General features: G+C 70.1%; 11 protein-coding genes and 1 pseudogene. 8 read left to right on the top strand and 4 right to left on the bottom strand.

Features of this window, described 5'->3' with window-relative positions:
- Window positions 1–60: 60 nt before the first annotated feature.
- The 3 genes and pseudogenes from OG878_RS12515 to OG878_RS12505 all read left to right on the top strand — a co-directional run.
- Window positions 61–609, top strand: a complete 549-nt coding sequence (locus tag OG878_RS12515) for a SigE family RNA polymerase sigma factor (protein ID WP_328886867.1) — start codon at window positions 61–63, stop codon at window positions 607–609.
- Window positions 606–1,544: a hypothetical protein gene (locus OG878_RS12510; protein WP_328886866.1), complete on the top strand. Its 939-nt coding sequence runs from the start codon at window positions 606–608 to the stop codon at window positions 1,542–1,544. Before OG878_RS12515 ends, OG878_RS12510 begins: the two co-directional genes overlap by 4 nt.
- Before the next feature lie 693 nt (window positions 1,545–2,237).
- Window positions 2,238–2,883, top strand: a pseudogene (locus OG878_RS12505) (tyrosine-type recombinase/integrase); the annotation flags it as partial.
- Window positions 2,884–2,906: 23 nt separating this feature from the next.
- On the opposite strand, the gene OG878_RS12500 reads toward OG878_RS12505, so the two are convergent.
- Window positions 2,907–3,851 carry a CAP domain-containing protein gene (locus OG878_RS12500; RefSeq protein ID WP_328886865.1) on the bottom strand — a complete coding sequence of 315 codons (945 nt, stop codon included), beginning with the start codon at window positions 3,849–3,851 and terminating at the stop codon, window positions 2,907–2,909.
- 144 nt (window positions 3,852–3,995) lie between these two features.
- Between OG878_RS12500 and OG878_RS12495 the strand changes: the two genes are divergently transcribed.
- The 4 genes from OG878_RS12495 (at window position 3,996) to OG878_RS12480 (ending at window position 10,704) form a co-directional block, all read left to right on the top strand.
- On the top strand, window positions 3,996–4,277 hold the full coding sequence (locus OG878_RS12495) for an acylphosphatase (protein ID WP_328886864.1): 282 nt from the start codon (window positions 3,996–3,998) through the stop codon (window positions 4,275–4,277).
- Between the two features lie 439 nt (window positions 4,278–4,716).
- Window positions 4,717–4,929, top strand: coding sequence for a hypothetical protein (locus OG878_RS12490; RefSeq protein WP_018551753.1), 213 nt, complete (start codon window positions 4,717–4,719; stop codon window positions 4,927–4,929).
- Between the two features lie 298 nt (window positions 4,930–5,227).
- Complete coding sequence (locus OG878_RS12485) at window positions 5,228–9,058, top strand: AAA family ATPase (protein ID WP_328886863.1); 3,831 nt, start codon at window positions 5,228–5,230, stop codon at window positions 9,056–9,058.
- A gap of 227 nt (window positions 9,059–9,285) precedes the next feature.
- Complete coding sequence (locus OG878_RS12480) at window positions 9,286–10,704, top strand: sugar porter family MFS transporter (RefSeq protein ID WP_328886862.1); 1,419 nt, start codon at window positions 9,286–9,288, stop codon at window positions 10,702–10,704.
- A gap of 118 nt (window positions 10,705–10,822) precedes the next feature.
- Here OG878_RS12480 and OG878_RS12475 read toward each other — a convergent pair whose 3' ends face one another.
- Window positions 10,823–11,782, bottom strand: coding sequence for an LLM class flavin-dependent oxidoreductase (locus tag OG878_RS12475; protein WP_328886861.1), 960 nt, complete (start codon window positions 11,780–11,782; stop codon window positions 10,823–10,825).
- A 57-nt stretch (window positions 11,783–11,839) separates the two neighbouring features.
- Window positions 11,840–13,276, bottom strand: coding sequence for a purine-cytosine permease family protein (locus OG878_RS12470; protein WP_443049099.1), 1,437 nt, complete (start codon window positions 13,274–13,276; stop codon window positions 11,840–11,842).
- A 75-nt stretch (window positions 13,277–13,351) separates the two neighbouring features.
- Between OG878_RS12470 and ftsY the strand changes: the two genes are divergently transcribed.
- Window positions 13,352–14,566: a signal recognition particle-docking protein FtsY gene (ftsY, locus tag OG878_RS12465; RefSeq protein ID WP_328886859.1), complete on the top strand. Its 1,215-nt coding sequence runs from the start codon at window positions 13,352–13,354 to the stop codon at window positions 14,564–14,566.
- A gap of 128 nt (window positions 14,567–14,694) precedes the next feature.
- Here the strand turns inward: ftsY and OG878_RS12460 are convergent, their stop codons facing one another.
- On the bottom strand, window positions 14,695–15,342 hold the full coding sequence (locus tag OG878_RS12460; RefSeq protein ID WP_328886858.1) for a bifunctional DNA primase/polymerase: 648 nt from the start codon (window positions 15,340–15,342) through the stop codon (window positions 14,695–14,697).
- Window positions 15,343–15,666 lie beyond the last annotated feature (324 nt).

Below are 15,666 nucleotides of genomic sequence, written 5' to 3'. Positions count from 1 at the left end.
CGGATCCCAGGCAACCGAATCCGCCGAAACTGTGGTCTGGAGGGCGAGGGAGGGTGCTTGATGCAGGCCAAACAAGAGGCCGAGTTCCACGAATTCGTCAGAGCGCGGTGGTCCCATCTCGTACGGTCCGCGTATCTGCTCACGGGCGATGTGCACCACGCCGAAGACCTGGCTCAGACGGCGCTGGCCAAGGCGTACCGCTCATGGCGGCGCGTCTCGCGCAGCGACAGTCCGGAGGCGTACGTCCGGCGGATACTGGTCAACTGCAACAGCGACCGGTTCCGCAAGCGGCGGGTGGCGGAGGCTCTGACCGAGGCGCCGCCGGAGGTGGCCGGGCGCGACGAGGCCGTCTCGTGGGCCGACGAGCGCAGCGCCCTGCTCGCGGCGCTGGCCGGACTGCCACCGAAGCAGCGGGCGGTGATCGTCATGCGCTACTGGGAGGACCTGTCCGAGGGCGAGGTCGCCGAGGTGCTCGGCTGCTCGCCCGGCACGGTCAAGAGCCAGGCGTCCAAAGGACTGGCGAAGTTGCGTACGTATCCGGGGCTCGCGCAGGTCATGGGCGGACCTGTCCGCAGCTGCGCGTCGTCCGGGCAGGGAGGCGGAAGGTGAACGAGGAGCAGAAACAGCAGGGGACGGGATCCAGCGGGGACTTCGAGGAGCAGCTGCGCGAACTGCTCGCCGAGGACGCGAACACAGTCCGTCCCTCGCCGGTGCCGTATCCGGCGATCCGCCGCCAGGGCACCGTCGAGCGGCGGCGCTGGGTGGCGGCGGCCGGGGCGGTGGTGACGCTGGCGGCGATGCCCGTGGGGGCGTACGCGCTGGCCGGCGGGGATACAGGCGGGGACACACCGTCGGCCAGCGCCATGCAGCGGACGTCGGCGACGCCGACACCGACGCCGTCCGCGTCGCCGTCGGGGCCCGCGCGGCCGGCCACGGAGGGCCAGCTCCTCGACGGGATCACCTTCGGGCAGGCCGCAGATGGGCTGGAGAAGTGCCTCGCCTTTGACCAGTCGCACACACACGGGCAGGCTGACAAGTTCCACACGGGCCTGGGTACAGCGGAGGCCTACCGGATCATCCTGGCGATGAACAGCACAGGCGACTCCAACGCGCCCGGCAATGGCATGTATGTCGTCGCGGTGAAGGAGCAGCCGAAGCAGACCCGGCTGATCTGCAACCTCAAGGACGGCGAGGCCCAGGGTCTCAACACCAGCGTAGGCTCCGACGATCTGCCGGGCGCCGGCTCCGTGATGGCCGACATCAACGGCGGCAAGCTCTACCAGCAGTCGGTCCTCGACCGCGGCAACTGGAAGCTCCCGTTCCGATGGGGTGTCATCGGCACCGTCGAGCCGTCAGTGGCCCGGGTGACCGTCTCCTACGGCGGTGTCACCAGCCAGGCCGCCCTGGACCACGGCTGGTTCGTCGCCTCTGGCGTCCTGAACCAGCAGGTCACCGTAGCCCCGCGCATCAAGGGTTATGACGCCGACAGCAAGTTGGTCTACAACTCCGACGAAGACAAGTACTACGAGAAGCGGCTGCCGTAGCGCCACCCGGCCGGGGGCGCTGCACAGGGGGCGGCGCCCCCCGATCTCGGTCAGCGGTGCGGCACGAGGGCCTTTCTGGTCGCCGGTGCAGATGTGGCAATCCACACCGAGCCAGAAGGCCCTCACCCATTTATGAGATAGAGCAACCTGTAACAGGCCCATTGGAACTCGACGTCAGGGATTCGCCCCATCTGGCTGATAGGTCCAGGTGTGACCAGTGCCGCGATACTCGGAGACTGGGATGGGCTCGGCATCGGGACGCATGCGGTTTCATGGGCTACGAGTCGGGCGACTGCATACTCGAAGATCGTGATGCCGCGATTCCCGTCGATGTCCTGGTGCTCCACGCTGATGCTGAGCGGTCGCGTCCCGGTCGTGCTGAACTCGCCATCCGATCGGCTCGTTTCCCACCTTCGCCGTGAGGCTGATCTCTTCCCATGTGAGCGGGTTCTCGCGGTAGAGCCGGTTCGGCTGCTCCGGGCTGCCGGGGTAGTGATCAACGGAGATCCGGATCAGATAGCGCGCGATGGGGTCCGGGCTGGCGTTGTAGAGCTGTCGACGCTGCGTTGCTCGATAGGTCGTGCCGTCGTAGCACAGCTCGGCGTCGTCGTGTTGGACGAGCACACTCGCTGGTTGGCTGTCCGCTCCGGAACTGTCGGGAGCCTGCTGGTGCGGAATTGCCTCGCCGCGGGCCCGGAGCGGTATCGGGCGCTCGTGGACCCTGCTGCGGGCTGCGGGCTGCGGGCTGCGGGCTGCGGCCTTCGCCAAGGTGAGGTGTTCGGCCCGGCTGTCGAGGATGTCGACTTCCTCGGCGGACTCGTGCAGTGGTGCGGCAAGTGAAGCTGCTCCGTAACCGCCCTGTGTTCGCTCCGCCCAAGGGGGGAAAGGAGCGGGACGTTCCTCTGCCCGAGTCCATTGACTTCGCGTTGGCCGGCCACCTGACACGGTTCCCCGCGGCCGAGGTGACGTTGCCCTGGAAGAGGGTGGACGGTCCACCGGTCACGGCGTCGCTCATCTTCCGGAGTCCTGAGGGCCTCTCCCTGAACCGCAACCGGTTCAACGATCGCCAGTGGCGTCCTGCTCTACGCGCTGCTGGTGTCGGCACCGGGCGGGATAAGGAATGCACGCGCTGCGGCACTTCTACGCGTCCGTACTCCTGGACGCGGGCGAGAGCATCAAGGCGCTCAGTGAATACCTCGGCCATCAAGACCCCGGCTTCACGCTGCGTACCTACACGCATCTGATGCCTTCGAGCGAGACCCGTACGCGGGCGGCCGTAGACACAGTTTGGGCCGCCTCGGTTGCCGATAACGGCCCCGAGACGGCCCAAGAAAGCTGATAGGTCGCAGACCTGCGAAAATCTCAGAAGCCGAAGTCCTGCGTCCACCAGGGGCCGCCGGAGCCGAAGTGCACACCGACACCGAGCGTCTTGTAATCGCAGTTGAGAATGTTTGCGCGGTGGCCCGCGCTGTTCATCCAGGAGTCCATCACGGCCTGCGCGTCGGCCTGGCCGCGGGCGATGTTCTCGCCGCCGAGCCCCTGCACGCCGGCCTTCGCGGCACGGTCCCAGGGGGTCTGGCCGTCCGGGTCGGTGTGGTCGAAGAAGCCACGGGCCGCCATGTCGTCACTGAAGTTCTGGGCCAGCGAGGTGAGCGGGGCGCTGGCCGTCACCGGGCTGCAGCCGACCTTCGCGCGCTCCTGGTTAACCAGGGCGAGCACGGCCGCCTGGGCGGAGGTGCCCGCGGCCGTGGGAGTGGTGGCCGCGCGGGTCGGAGAGGCGGCAGACTTCGTCGGTGCCACCGGGGCGCTGGTCGACGCAGAGGCCGTCGGCGCGGCGCTGGTCTTGTCCGCCGCCGAGGGAGCGGCGGACCTCTCCGTCTTCTCCGCGGCGGTCTCCGCCTTCTTCGAAGGGGAGCTGGACGGCGTGGCCGAGGTGCTCGGCGAAGAGGACGCCCCGGGCCCCTGGGTGCGGCCCGCAGCGCGTCCGGACGCGGCCGACGACAGGCCGTGGTCGGCCGGAGAGGTCGTGGAACCGCCCTGCGTCAGCAGGTCCGGGGCTCCGTCGGCACGGACCCGGTCGGCGGTCGGACCGCCGCCTACCTGGTAGCCGGCGCCGCCGGGCAGCAGTCCGGAGCTCATGGCCACGGCGCCGACGGCCAGTGCTGCGGAGGCGCCGATCAGTCCCGTACGCACGGGCAGGCCGGACCGCTTCTTGCGGCGAGCCCCGTGGCGCCGGCCCGCGGCCCTGTGCCCGCCCGTGGCCGCAACTGCTTCGGGACCTGCGGCGGAACGTCGATGGCGGCCCATCTGCTGCCCCTTCTGGCTATCTGGACGCCACTGCCGGCGTCGCCGTGCCTCATCCGATCGGGTGAGGCTATTGCGACGGGACTGTACGGCATGGCCTATGGGAGTGAAGTGCTCCATGAGCAATTGGCCGGTTAGCGTTCGGGCATGAACGAAGATGTGCGACTCACCGCATGGGTACGCGGCCGAGTACAGCAAGTAGGGTTCCGCTGGTTCACCAGGGCAAACGCTTTGGAGATCGGTGGCCTCACCGGATTCGCCCTCAACCTCGACGACGGCCGAGTACAGGTGGTCGCCGAAGGGCAACGTGACAATTGCCACCGTCTGCTGGAGTGGCTGCGCTCCGACGACACACCCGGGCGCGTTGACGGAGTCACTGAGATCTGGGACACCCCGCGCGGTGGTTACGAGGGATTTGCGATCCGCTGATCCTGATCCGAATGCGGGCCGAATTCGAGGTCATGTTCGGACGGTGTTCGAGGGGCGTCGTGGGGTGACGGCGCGGGCCGCTCATCTGCGTACACATGAAATGACCTGCGGAAGAACAGCATGGTTGCCAAGATTCGGCCGGCGTGCCAGGCTGCGGCAGTAAGGATGATCTCCACGCCCCTCAGGGCCCCGCAGGAGAGCCGCGCCGCATGATCGTGAAGCCGCGCGCCCCCGGGACGCCCGCCTGTACGGGGTGTGATCGTGTTGACCGTCAAACTTTTTGGTGAGACGCTGAAATCCCCGCGCACCTTAGCTGTTTGGCAGAGCTGGTTGGCAGCAGAACCGCAGTGATGACAGAGCACTGCCGAGCACCGCGGGTGCGATTCCCTCACGACCCACACCGCATCGGTCGGTCACTCAGTGTGGAGGACCATCCATCATGGCAAAGGCGCTTCTCGGTTACGTCGGCGGTTCCGACCCGCGACTCCTCGCCGAGATGCGACGGCTCCAGCAACGCGTCCAGGATCTTGAGTCCGAGCTCGTACGGATTCAGGACGAGAACGACGCGCTCAACGCCGCCGCCCAGCACCAAGAGTCGCTGCTCGACAGCATCGACATTGACGTACCCCAGGCGGAGCCGGCGCTGACCTGACCGATGGCCCACAGGGGCCGGTCGGGCTGCTCACGTCAGCCGTCTGAGTTCATCACCGGATCGCCACCGGATCACTGAAGATCATCGCTCTGATCTGTCGCGCTATTGATCCGCCGCGTTCTTGATCCGTCACGCAGTACCGCAGCAAGATTTGCAAGGGGCGCTTCGGCGTCCCTTCTTTCTTTTTCTCCTGGACCTGCGCCGGACCCGCCCCCGGACGTACACCCCTTCCCTTACCGTCTGATGTGCCCTGCACCTTCATCAGCGAAACCGAGAGCGAAAGGTAGAGTCCGGCGGCGTGCATCTCAAGGCCCTGACCCTGCGTGGTTTCAAATCGTTCGCCTCCGCGACCACCCTGCGGTTCGAACCGGGGATCACCTGCGTCGTCGGTCCCAACGGTTCCGGCAAGTCCAATGTGGTGGATGCGCTCTCCTGGGTCATGGGTGAGCAGGGAGCCAAATCCCTGCGGGGCGGCAAGATGGAAGACGTGATCTTCGCCGGCACCACCGGGCGGCCGCCGCTCGGACGCGCCGAGGTGTCACTGACCATCGACAACGCGGATGGCGCGCTGCCCATCGAGTACGCCGAAGTGACGATCACTCGCATCATGTTCCGCAACGGCGGAAGCGAGTACCAGATCAACGGCGACACCTGCCGGCTCCTCGACATCCAGGAGTTGCTCTCGGACTCCGGTATCGGCCGGGAGATGCACGTCATCGTCGGCCAGGGCCAGCTGGACTCCGTACTCCATGCCGATCCGATGGGGCGCCGTGCCTTCATCGACGAAGCCGCGGGCGTGCTCAAGCACCGCAAGCGGAAGGAGAAGGCGCTCCGGAAGCTGGACGCGATGGGGGCCAATCTGGCTCGCGTCCAGGACCTGACGGACGAACTCCGACGGCAGCTGAAACCGCTGGGCCGGCAGGCGGCGGTCGCCCGGCGCGCCGCCGTGATCCAGGCCGATCTGCGCGATGCCCGCCTGCGGCTGCTCGCCGACGACCTGGTGCGGCTGCACGACGCGCTGCGCAGCGAGATCGCCGACGAAGCGGCGCTGAAGCAACGCCGGGAAGCGGCGGAGGCCGAGCTGAAGGCCGCTCTGGCCCGCGAGGCGGAGCTGGAGGACGAGGTACGGCGGCTGGCGCCGCGGCTGCAGCGGGCCCAGCAGACCTGGTACGAGCTGTCGCAGCTGGCCGAGCGGGTGCGCGGCACGATCTCTCTCGCCGACGCCCGGGTGAAGAGCGCCACCGCTGCCCCCGATGACGAGCGGCGCGGTCGCGACCCGGAGGACATGGAGCGCGAGGCGGCCCGGATCCGTGAGCAGGAGGCGGAGCTGGAGGCCGCGCTGGAGGCGGCGGAACACGCGCTTGAGGACACCGCCGCGCACCGGGCCGAGCTGGAAAGGGAGCTGGCGGCCGAGGAGCGGCGGCTCAAGGACGCGGCCCGGGCCATCGCGGACCGGCGCGAGGGGCTGGCACGGCTTACCGGGCAGGTCAACGCGGCCCGCAGCCGGGCCGGTTCGGCACAGGCGGAGATCGACCGGCTCGCTGCCTCGCGCGACGAGGCGCAGGAGCGGGCGATCGCCGCCCAGGAGGAGTACGAGCAGCTCAAGGCCGAGGTGGACGGCCTGGACGCGGGCGACACGGAGCTCGGCGAGCGCCACGACGAGGCCAAGCGGGAACTGGCGGAGGCGGAGGCGGCCCTGTCGGCCGCCCGGGAGGCCGCCACAGGTGCGGAACGCAAGCGGGCGGCGGTCGCGGCCCGCCACGACGCGTTGGCGCTGGGCCTGCGCCGCAAGGACGGCACGGGGATGCTGCTCGCCGCGCAGGACAGCCTGGCGGGCCTGCTCGGACCGGCTGCGGAACTCCTGACGGTGGCCCCGGGCCACGAGGTGGCGGTGGCGGCGGCACTGGGTGCGGCGGCCGACGCGGTGGCAGTGACGGACCCGGCCACGGCAGCACACGCGATCCGCCTGCTGCGCAAGCAGGACGCGGGGCGGGCGGCGCTGCTGCTGGGAGGGCCGGGGCACGCGGGTGCGGTCGACGCGGGAGGCGTTCCGGGGCAGGGGACCGGACCGGGTGCAGCGGCGGACGCGGACGCGGGTGCACAGCGCCTGCCTGGACAGGGGGCCGGGCCCGGTGCCGGGCAGGACGCGGAGACGGGTGCCGGGTTCGTACCCGGGCCGGGCGGCGAGCAGGGGGCGGTCCCGGCCGACGCCGCGCGGCTGCCCGGGCAGGGCGTGGGTCACGCCCCCGTGGCGGACACCCCGGCAGACCGGATCGCCGAACATCCCGAGGCGTCCGGTCCGCTGCTCCGTGCGGTGGCCCGGACCGCCGCGCCCGCTGTCGCCGATCTTGTCCAGGGGCCGGCCGAGCTGATGGGCGCGGTGCGCCGGCTGGTGCGGGACATGGTGGTCGTCCCCACTCTGGAGGACGCCGAGGATCTCGTTGCCGCGCATCCCCGGCTGACCGCGGTGACCGCCGAAGGAGACGTCCTCGGGACCCACTTCGCGCACGGCGGCTCCGCCGGGGCGCCCAGCCTTCTCGAAGTGCAGGCTTCCGTCGACGAGGCCGCTGCCGAGCTGGCGGAACTGGCCGTCCGGTGCACCGAATTGGCCGAGGCCCAGCGGCTCGCGGGGGACCGGCGCAGCGCCTGTGCCGCACTTGTCGAGGAACTCGCGGAGCGGCGCAGGGCCGCCGAGCGGGAGAAGTCCGGGGTGGCCCAGCAGCTCGGGCGGCTCGCCGGGCAGGCGCGCGGCGCGGCCGGTGAGGCCGAGCGGTCGGCCGCCTCCGCCGCCCGCGCCCAGGACGCCCTGGAGCGGGCGACCGAGGAGGCCGAGGAACTGGCCGAGCGGCTTCTCGTGGCCGAGGAGATGCCGGTCGAGGAGGAGCCCGACACCTCCGTGCGCGACCGGCTCGCCGCCGACGGCGCCAACGCCCGTCAGACCGAGATGGAGGCCCGCCTCCAGGTCCGTACCCACGAGGAGCGCGTGAAGGGACTCGCCGGACGCGCGGACTCCCTCGACCGCGGCGCGCGCGCCGAACGCGAGGCCCGTGCCCGTGCCGAGCAGCGCCGCGCCCGGCTGCGCCACGAGGCCGCGGTCGCCTCCGCCGTGGCATCCGGCGCCCGTCAGCTCCTCGCCCACGTCGAGGTGTCGGTCGTACGTGCCGAGCAGGAGCGGGTCGCGGCCGAGGCGGCGAAGGCGGAGCGGGAGCGGGAGCTGACCGCCGAGCGCGGCCGCGGTCGCGAGCTGAAGGGCGAGCTGGACAAGCTGACCGACTCCGTCCACCGTGGCGAGGTGCTGGGCGCCGAGAAACGGCTGCGGATAGAGCAGCTGGAGGCCAAGGCCCTCGAGGAGCTGGGCGTGGAACCGGCCGGACTGGCCGCCGAGTACGGCCCCGACCAGCTGGTGCCGCCGTCACCGGCCGCGGAGGGCGAGGAGCTGCCGGAGGACCCGGAGCACCCGCGCAACCAGCCGAAGCCGTTCGTCCGGGCCGAGCAGGAGAAGCGGCTGCGGTCCGCCGAACGGGCGTATCAGCAACTCGGGAAGGTGAATCCGCTCGCCCTGGAGGAGTTCTCGGCTCTGGAGGAGCGGCACAAGTTCCTCTCCGAGCAGCTCGAGGACCTGAAGAAGACCCGGGCCGATCTGCTGCAGGTGATCAAGGAGGTCGACGAGCGGGTCGAGCAGGTGTTCACGGAGGCGTACCGGGACACGGCCCGTGAGTTCGAGGGCGTCTTCTCGCGGCTCTTCCCCGGGGGCGAGGGCCGGCTCGTCCTGACCGATCCGGACAACATGCTGGCGACCGGTGTCGATGTCGAGGCCCGCCCGCCGGGCAAGAAGGTGAAGAGGCTCTCGCTGCTCTCGGGCGGCGAGCGGTCGCTGACCGCCGTGGCGTTGCTGGTCTCGATCTTCAAGGCCCGGCCGAGTCCGTTCTACGTGATGGACGAGGTCGAGGCGGCGCTCGACGACACCAATCTGCAGCGGCTGATCCGGATCATGGAGGAACTCCAGGAGAGCTCGCAGCTCATCGTGATCACGCATCAGAAGCGGACGATGGAAGTTGCCGACGCGCTGTACGGCGTCTCGATGCAGGGGGACGGGGTCTCCAAGGTCATCAGCCAGCGGTTGCGCTGAAGTTTTACCTGTTCTTCAAGTCTTCAACACGCGTTTTGGGCGGTATTGGGTAGAAGTCTGCGCAAAACCCGATTCGCGACTTCGAAACTTGAACGCATATCCTCTGGGTCGTCGTTTTCAACTTCAAGTGGTGGCGGCTTAAAAGTTGTGCGCCACTTGGAGGAGTCCCCCCCACGCCTGACGACTCGCCCCACGCCTGACGACGCGGCCAGGCACCAGGAGTTCATGTGACCAGCACATCGCAACCACCGGGATCCGGCGCCCGAGCGGCCCATCCGGAACACCTCGGCCATGTCATCTTCATCACGGCGGCCGCTGCGATGGGCGGCTTCCTCTTCGGCTACGACAGCGCCGTGATCAACGGAGCCGTCGAGGCGATCCGGCACCGTTACGACATCGGCTCCGGAACGCTGGCCCAGGTCATCGCCGTCGCCCTGATCGGCTGCGCCATCGGCGCCGCGACGGCGGGCCGTATCGCCGACCGGATCGGCCGCATCACGTGCATGCGGATCGCCTCGGTGCTGTTCACCCTCAGCGCCATCGGCTCCGCGCTCCCGTTCGCCCTCTGGGACCTGGCCTTCTGGCGGATCATCGGCGGCTTCGCCATCGGCATGGCCTCGGTCATCGGCCCGGCCTACATCGCCGAGGTCTCGCCGGCCGCCTACCGCGGCAGGCTCGGCTCGTTCCAGCAGGCTGCGATCGTCATCGGCATCGCCATCTCGCAGCTGGTGAACTTCGGCATCCTGCAGATGGCCGACGGCGACCAGCGCGGCACGATCGGCGGCCTGGAAGCCTGGCAGTGGATGCTCGGTGTGATGGTCGTTCCCGCACTCCTGTACGGGCTGCTGTCGTTCGCGATCCCCGAGTCGCCGCGGTTCCTGATCTCGGTCGGCAAGAAGGAGCGGGCCCGGGAGATCCTCCGCGAGGTCGAGGGCGGCGCCGTCGACCTCGACGCCCGCGTCCTGGAGATCGAGACCGCCATGCACCGCGAGCACAAGTCCACCTTCAAGGACCTGCTCGGCGGCCGCTTCGGCTTCCTGCCGATCGTCTGGGTCGGTATCGGCCTCTCGGTCTTCCAGCAGCTCGTCGGCATCAACGTGGCCTTCTACTACTCGGCGACGCTGTGGCAGTCCGTCGGCATCGACCCGACCGACTCTTTCTTCTGGTCGTTCACCACGTCGATCGTCAACATCATCGGTACGGTGATCGCGATGGTCCTGGTCGACCGGATCGGCCGCAAGCCGCTCGCGCTGGCCGGCTCCGCCGGTATGGCGATCGCACTGGCCTTCGAGGCCTGGGCCTTCTCCGCCGATCTGGTCAACGGCAAACTCCCGACCGCCCAGGGCGTCGTCGCCCTCGTCGCGGCCCATGTCTTCGTGCTCTTCTTCGCCCTGTCGTGGGGTGTCGTGGTCTGGGTCTTCCTCGGCGAGATGTTCCCGAACAGGATCCGCGCCGCCGCGCTCGGCGTCGCCGCCTCCGCGCAGTGGATCGCCAACTGGGCGATCACCGCGAGCTTCCCGAGCCTGGCCGACTGGAACCTGTCGGGCACCTACATCATCTACACATGCTTCGCCGTGCTCTCGATCCCCTTCGTGCTCAAGTTCGTGAAGGAGACCAAGGGCAAGGCGTTGGAGGAGATGGGCTGATCCCCGCTGCCCCTCTCCTCGACCACGCGTCCTCGGCCCGCGCCCGCGAGCCGGGGACGCGTGCATGTCCGTACGTCACAGCGGCGCGAACGAGTCATGCCACTGCGGTGCGGGCACGTCACTTCGCGAGCGCCTCGCAGAACAGCCGCAGGCTGCGCCACCCCTCCTCGACCGGCATCCCGCCGCACAGCGGATGCAGCACCAGGCTGTCGGCGTCCAGCGCGGCCAGCTGCTGCGGGGTGACGATCCGGTAGACCCCCTCGTCCCGCAGCTCGGCCACCGTGGTGGCCGCCGAGCGCACGGCCGACCGGATGTCCTTCGACTGCCAGGAGGAGTACGTCCGCGCCTCGTGCAGGAAGTACGCGCCGTACCGGTCCCACGTCCCGTCCGGATCCTCCGACACATGGAGCAGCGGCGTCTCGGCCGCCGGCATCATGCAGAAGCCCTCCGTGCCGTGGACCGCGCGCTGCTCGTGGTAGTACGCCTCCAGCTCGGGCAGATGCGCGCTCGGGAAGAACGGCAGCCCCAGCCGGGCTGCCCGCCGCGCCGCCGCCCGCGAGCTGCCGCCCACCAGGAGCAGCGGATGCGGCTGGGTGTACGGGCGCGGAGTGACCCGGACCGTACGGCCCCGGTACGGGAACGGCTCGCCGGTCCACGCCTGCAGCACGGTCTCCAGCAGCTCGTCCTGGAGCCGGCCGCGCGTGCCCCACTCGACGCCCGCCCGTTCGTACTCCTCGGGCCGGTATCCGATGCCCGCGACCGTCACCAGCCGCCCCCCGCTCAGCAGATCGAGGACCGCGATGTCCTCCGCCAGCCGCAGCGGGTCGTGCAGCGGGCCGATGATCGCCGAGACCGTGACCGCGATCCGGCTCGTGGCGCCGAAGACCGATCCGGCGAAGACGAAGGGGGAGGGCAGCCAGGAGTTGGCGGCGCCGTGGTGCTCCTCGGTCTGCACGGTGTCGACGCCGTGTCCGTCGGCGTACGCGGCCATCTCCAGCGCCGTGCGATAACGGGCCGAGAGGGACTCGGGTGTGGCATCGGGATCGACGAGATTGAACCGGACCACTGTGAAGGCCATGACGGGCGTCCCCTTCGCCGGGCGGGCAGGGCGAGCCGGACAGTAGCTGACGTGGCGTCAGAAGTGTAGAGGCGTGCCGGTGCGTACCGCCGGGCGCGGCAGCAGTGCGTACAGCGTCCCGGACACGGCGATGGTGACCGCCCAGCCCAGACCGTGGCGCCCGATCCAGGTGGTGGCGAGCGGCCCGCTGAACCATTCCACGCCGGTCAGCAGCAGTCCCACCGTGAGCCCCGCGGTCCACGCGGTCACGGCGGGCACCGAGTAGCCGCCGGTGTACCAGTAGGCGCCGGTGGGGGTGGTGTCCAGCAGCGCCACCGCGTCGTACGTGCGCCCCCGCAGCAGATCCGCGCCGAAGACGCCGATCCATGCCGAGAACGTCACCGCGAGCAGCGTCAGAAAGGAGACGAACGCATCGATGAAACCGCTCGCCGTCATCATCAGCATTCCGCCCAGCAACAGGCTGATTGCGGCATTCACCCCCACCGCCCAGGCGCGCGGGATCATGAATCCCAGCGTCTGCGCGGTGAATCCGGCCGAATACATCGACATCGCATTGATCAGCACCATTCCGACCACGGCAATCAGCAGATACGGCACCGAGATCCAGTCGGGCAGCAGCGTGCCGATGAAGGAGACCGGATCGCCGCTGGTGGCCAGGTCCGGAGTGGCGACCGCCATCACCGCGCCCATCAGGACCAGCGGCAGCGAGACGAGCACCGCACCGCCCACGGTCGCCCCGACCACCGACCGGCCGGAGGCGGTGCGCGGCAGATAGCGGGTGAAGTCCGGACCGGACGGTGCCCAGCTGATGCCACCGGCGGCCAACGTGCCGACGCCGGCGACCATCAGCGCCGTCGGCCCGGCCGGCCGGTCGAGGACGGCCCGCCAGTCGGTGCCCGCCCACAGGTGGATCAGCACGAGGACGCTGAAGGCGCCGAAGAGATACGCCGACCAGGTGCAGCACGTCCGCAGGGCGCCCATGCCGAGCCCGGACACCAGATAGCTGCTCGCCACGAAGGTCAGCAGCGCCGCCATGATCAGCATGCTGGTGCTCCGGACGGAGAACAGCAGATGGAGCACGGCCAGCAGGGCGTAGGCACCGGTGACCGCGTTCACCGTCTCCCAGCCCCAGCGGGCGATCCAGATCAGCGCTCCGGGCAGCAGGTTGCCGCGCTGCCCGAAGACGGCCCGGGAGAGCGCCATGCCCGGCGCGCCGCCGTGCTGTCCCGCGACCGAGATCAGGCCGACCAGTCCGTAACTGACGACGGGCGCCGTGGCCGCCACGACCAGCACCTGCCAGAAATTCAGCCGGCTGAGGACGATGAGTCCCGCGCCCACCGTGAGGAGCAGCACCGTCATGTTGGCGGCGGCCCACGTGGGGAAGAGGGTGCGGACCCGGCCGGTGCGCTCGCTGTCGGGGACGGGTTCCAGGCCACGGGTCTCCACGAGCGGGATCGTACCTTCACTTCGCACATTTACCGCCAAAAGGGCCATTACGTCCTACTCGATCTCCGGCGGCTCCTCCGGCACCGCTCCCCGGACGCTGCCGTGACCGATACTGGGTGCGTTATGGAATTCGTCATCCTTGCTGTAGTCATCGCCGCCCTGGTCGTGGCCGGTCTGGTCAGCGGGCTCGTGGTCAGCGGCCGCAAGAAGAAGCAGCTGCCCCCGGCACCGTCGAGCACGCCGACCCTCACTCCTCCCGCCGAGCCCCATGTCGGCGAGGAGGCCGAGACACCGCGCGAGGAACCGCGCCGCACCATCGAGGAGGCCGGTCCGCCCGAGGCCGAGGCTCCCGTCGCGGAAGCCCCGGCAGTCGCCGAGCCGGAGGCGCCCGCCGCCCCCGCGCTCGAGATCCCCGAGCCCACCGCGGGCCGTCTCGTACGGCTGCGAGCCCGGCTCGCCCGCTCGCAGAGCACCCTCGGCAAGGGGCTCCTGACGCTCCTGTCCCGGGACAACCTCGACGAGGACACCTGGGAGGAGATCGAGGACACCCTCCTGACCGCCGACGTCGGCGTCGCGCCCACCCAGGAGCTGGTGGAGCGGCTGCGCGAGCGGGTCCGCGTCCTCGGCACCCGCACCCCCGAGGGGCTGCGCGGCCTGCTGCGCGAGGAGCTCCTCGCGCTGCTCGGCACCGACTTCGACCGCGCGGTCAAGACGGAGAGCGGCGTCGACACCCCCGGTGTCGTGATGGTCGTCGGCGTCAACGGCACCGGCAAGACCACCACCACGGGCAAGCTGGCCCGGGTCCTCGTCGCCGACGGACGCAGCGTCGTGCTCGGCGCGGCCGACACCTTCCGCGCCGCCGCCGCCGACCAGCTCCAGACCTGGGGCGAGCGCGTCGGCGCCCGCACCGTCCGCGGACCCGAGGGCGGCGACCCGGCCTCGATCGCGTTCGACGCGGTGAAGGAAGGCATCGCCGAGGGCGCCGACGTCGTCCTGATCGACACCGCGGGCCGGCTGCACACCAAGACCGGGCTCATGGACGAGCTCGGCAAGGTCAAGCGCGTCGTCGAGAAGCACGGCCCGCTCGACGAGATCCTGCTCGTCCTCGACGCCACGACCGGGCAGAACGGTCTGGTTCAGGCCCGGGTCTTCGCCGAGGTCGTCGACATCACCGGCATCGTTCTCACCAAGCTGGACGGCACCGCCAAGGGCGGCATCGTCATCGCGGTCCAGCGCGAACTGGGCGTACCGGTGAAGCTGGTGGGCCTGGGCGAGGGGCCGGACGATCTGGCTCCGTTCGAGCCGGAGGCGTTCGTCGACGCACTGATCGGCGACTGACGCGCATCGGCTCAGGCCGACAGCCGTTTCGCCCGCGGTCGCCGGGTGGGCTCGGATTCCGAGCCCACCCGGCGACCGCGTTCATGTTCCCTGCAAGTGCCGTACCCGCTCTCTGCGGGCGTCCGCCCTTACGAGCGGTGGCAGATGTACGCCAGCGTGCCCAGCAGCAGCCGCGCCTGCGGCGGCGCGGCCGCCGTGTCCAGCGCCGGCGGTCGCAGCCAGCGGACCGGGCCGAGACCGCCCTCGTCGGACGGCGGCGCGGTGATGTGACAGCCGGGACCCAGCGCCCGCAGATCCAGACCCGCGTCGTCCCAGCCCAGCCGGTACAGAAGCTGCGGAAGTCCGGCGGCGGCGCCCGGCGCGACGAAGAACTGCGCCCGCCCGGACGGCGTCACGGCCACCGGGCCCAGCGGCAGACCCATCCGCTCCAGTCGCACCAGTGCCCGGCGCCCCGCCTGTTCGGCGACATCGAGAACGTCGAACGTGCGCCCCACCGGCAGCAGCATCGAGGCGCCCGGCACCCGGGCCCAGGCACGCGCCGCGGCGTCCAGCGTGGCGCCCGCCGGCACCTCGTCGGCGAAGTCCAGCGGATGGGCGCCGGGAGAGGCGCACGCGGTGTCGCCGCAGGAGCAGTTGCCTGCCGCGGCCCGCGCCCCCGGTGCGACGGCCCAGCCCCACAGCCCTGTGTACTCGGCCACCGCGGTGCACCCGGCCGTACGGCCCCGTCGCCGTGAGCCGGTTCGCATCTCTCGGATGCCGCCGATCGTGAAGCCCATGCCCCCTCCAACGGGTCCGGCTCGCCGGTGGTTACGACGCGGAGCCCAGTCGTTACACTCCGTCGCCCCGTCGATCCGGCAGCGCACGGGTGAATCCCAGGTGGTGCGGCACGGTCCGCGCGCCCCTGGGCGCATCACTGATTCTGCTGCCGATCGCCGTCTGTCAAGTGAATCGCGCTACGCGGCGGACGCGTTCATTCGAAGGGGTGGCGAATGGTGGCGTTTCTGTAATCACCCTCGCCGAGGGGGTGATCGTAGGATTACCGTCGGTACACGAACCATGGAAGTATGTGCGCCTGCGGGTATGCCGGAGGCAAGTCGATT

The sequence above is a fragment of the Streptomyces sp. NBC_00316 genome (assembly GCF_036158715.1).
Classification (GTDB): domain Bacteria; phylum Actinomycetota; class Actinomycetes; order Streptomycetales; family Streptomycetaceae; genus Streptomyces.
This window is presented reverse-complemented; position numbering and strand designations above follow the sequence as displayed.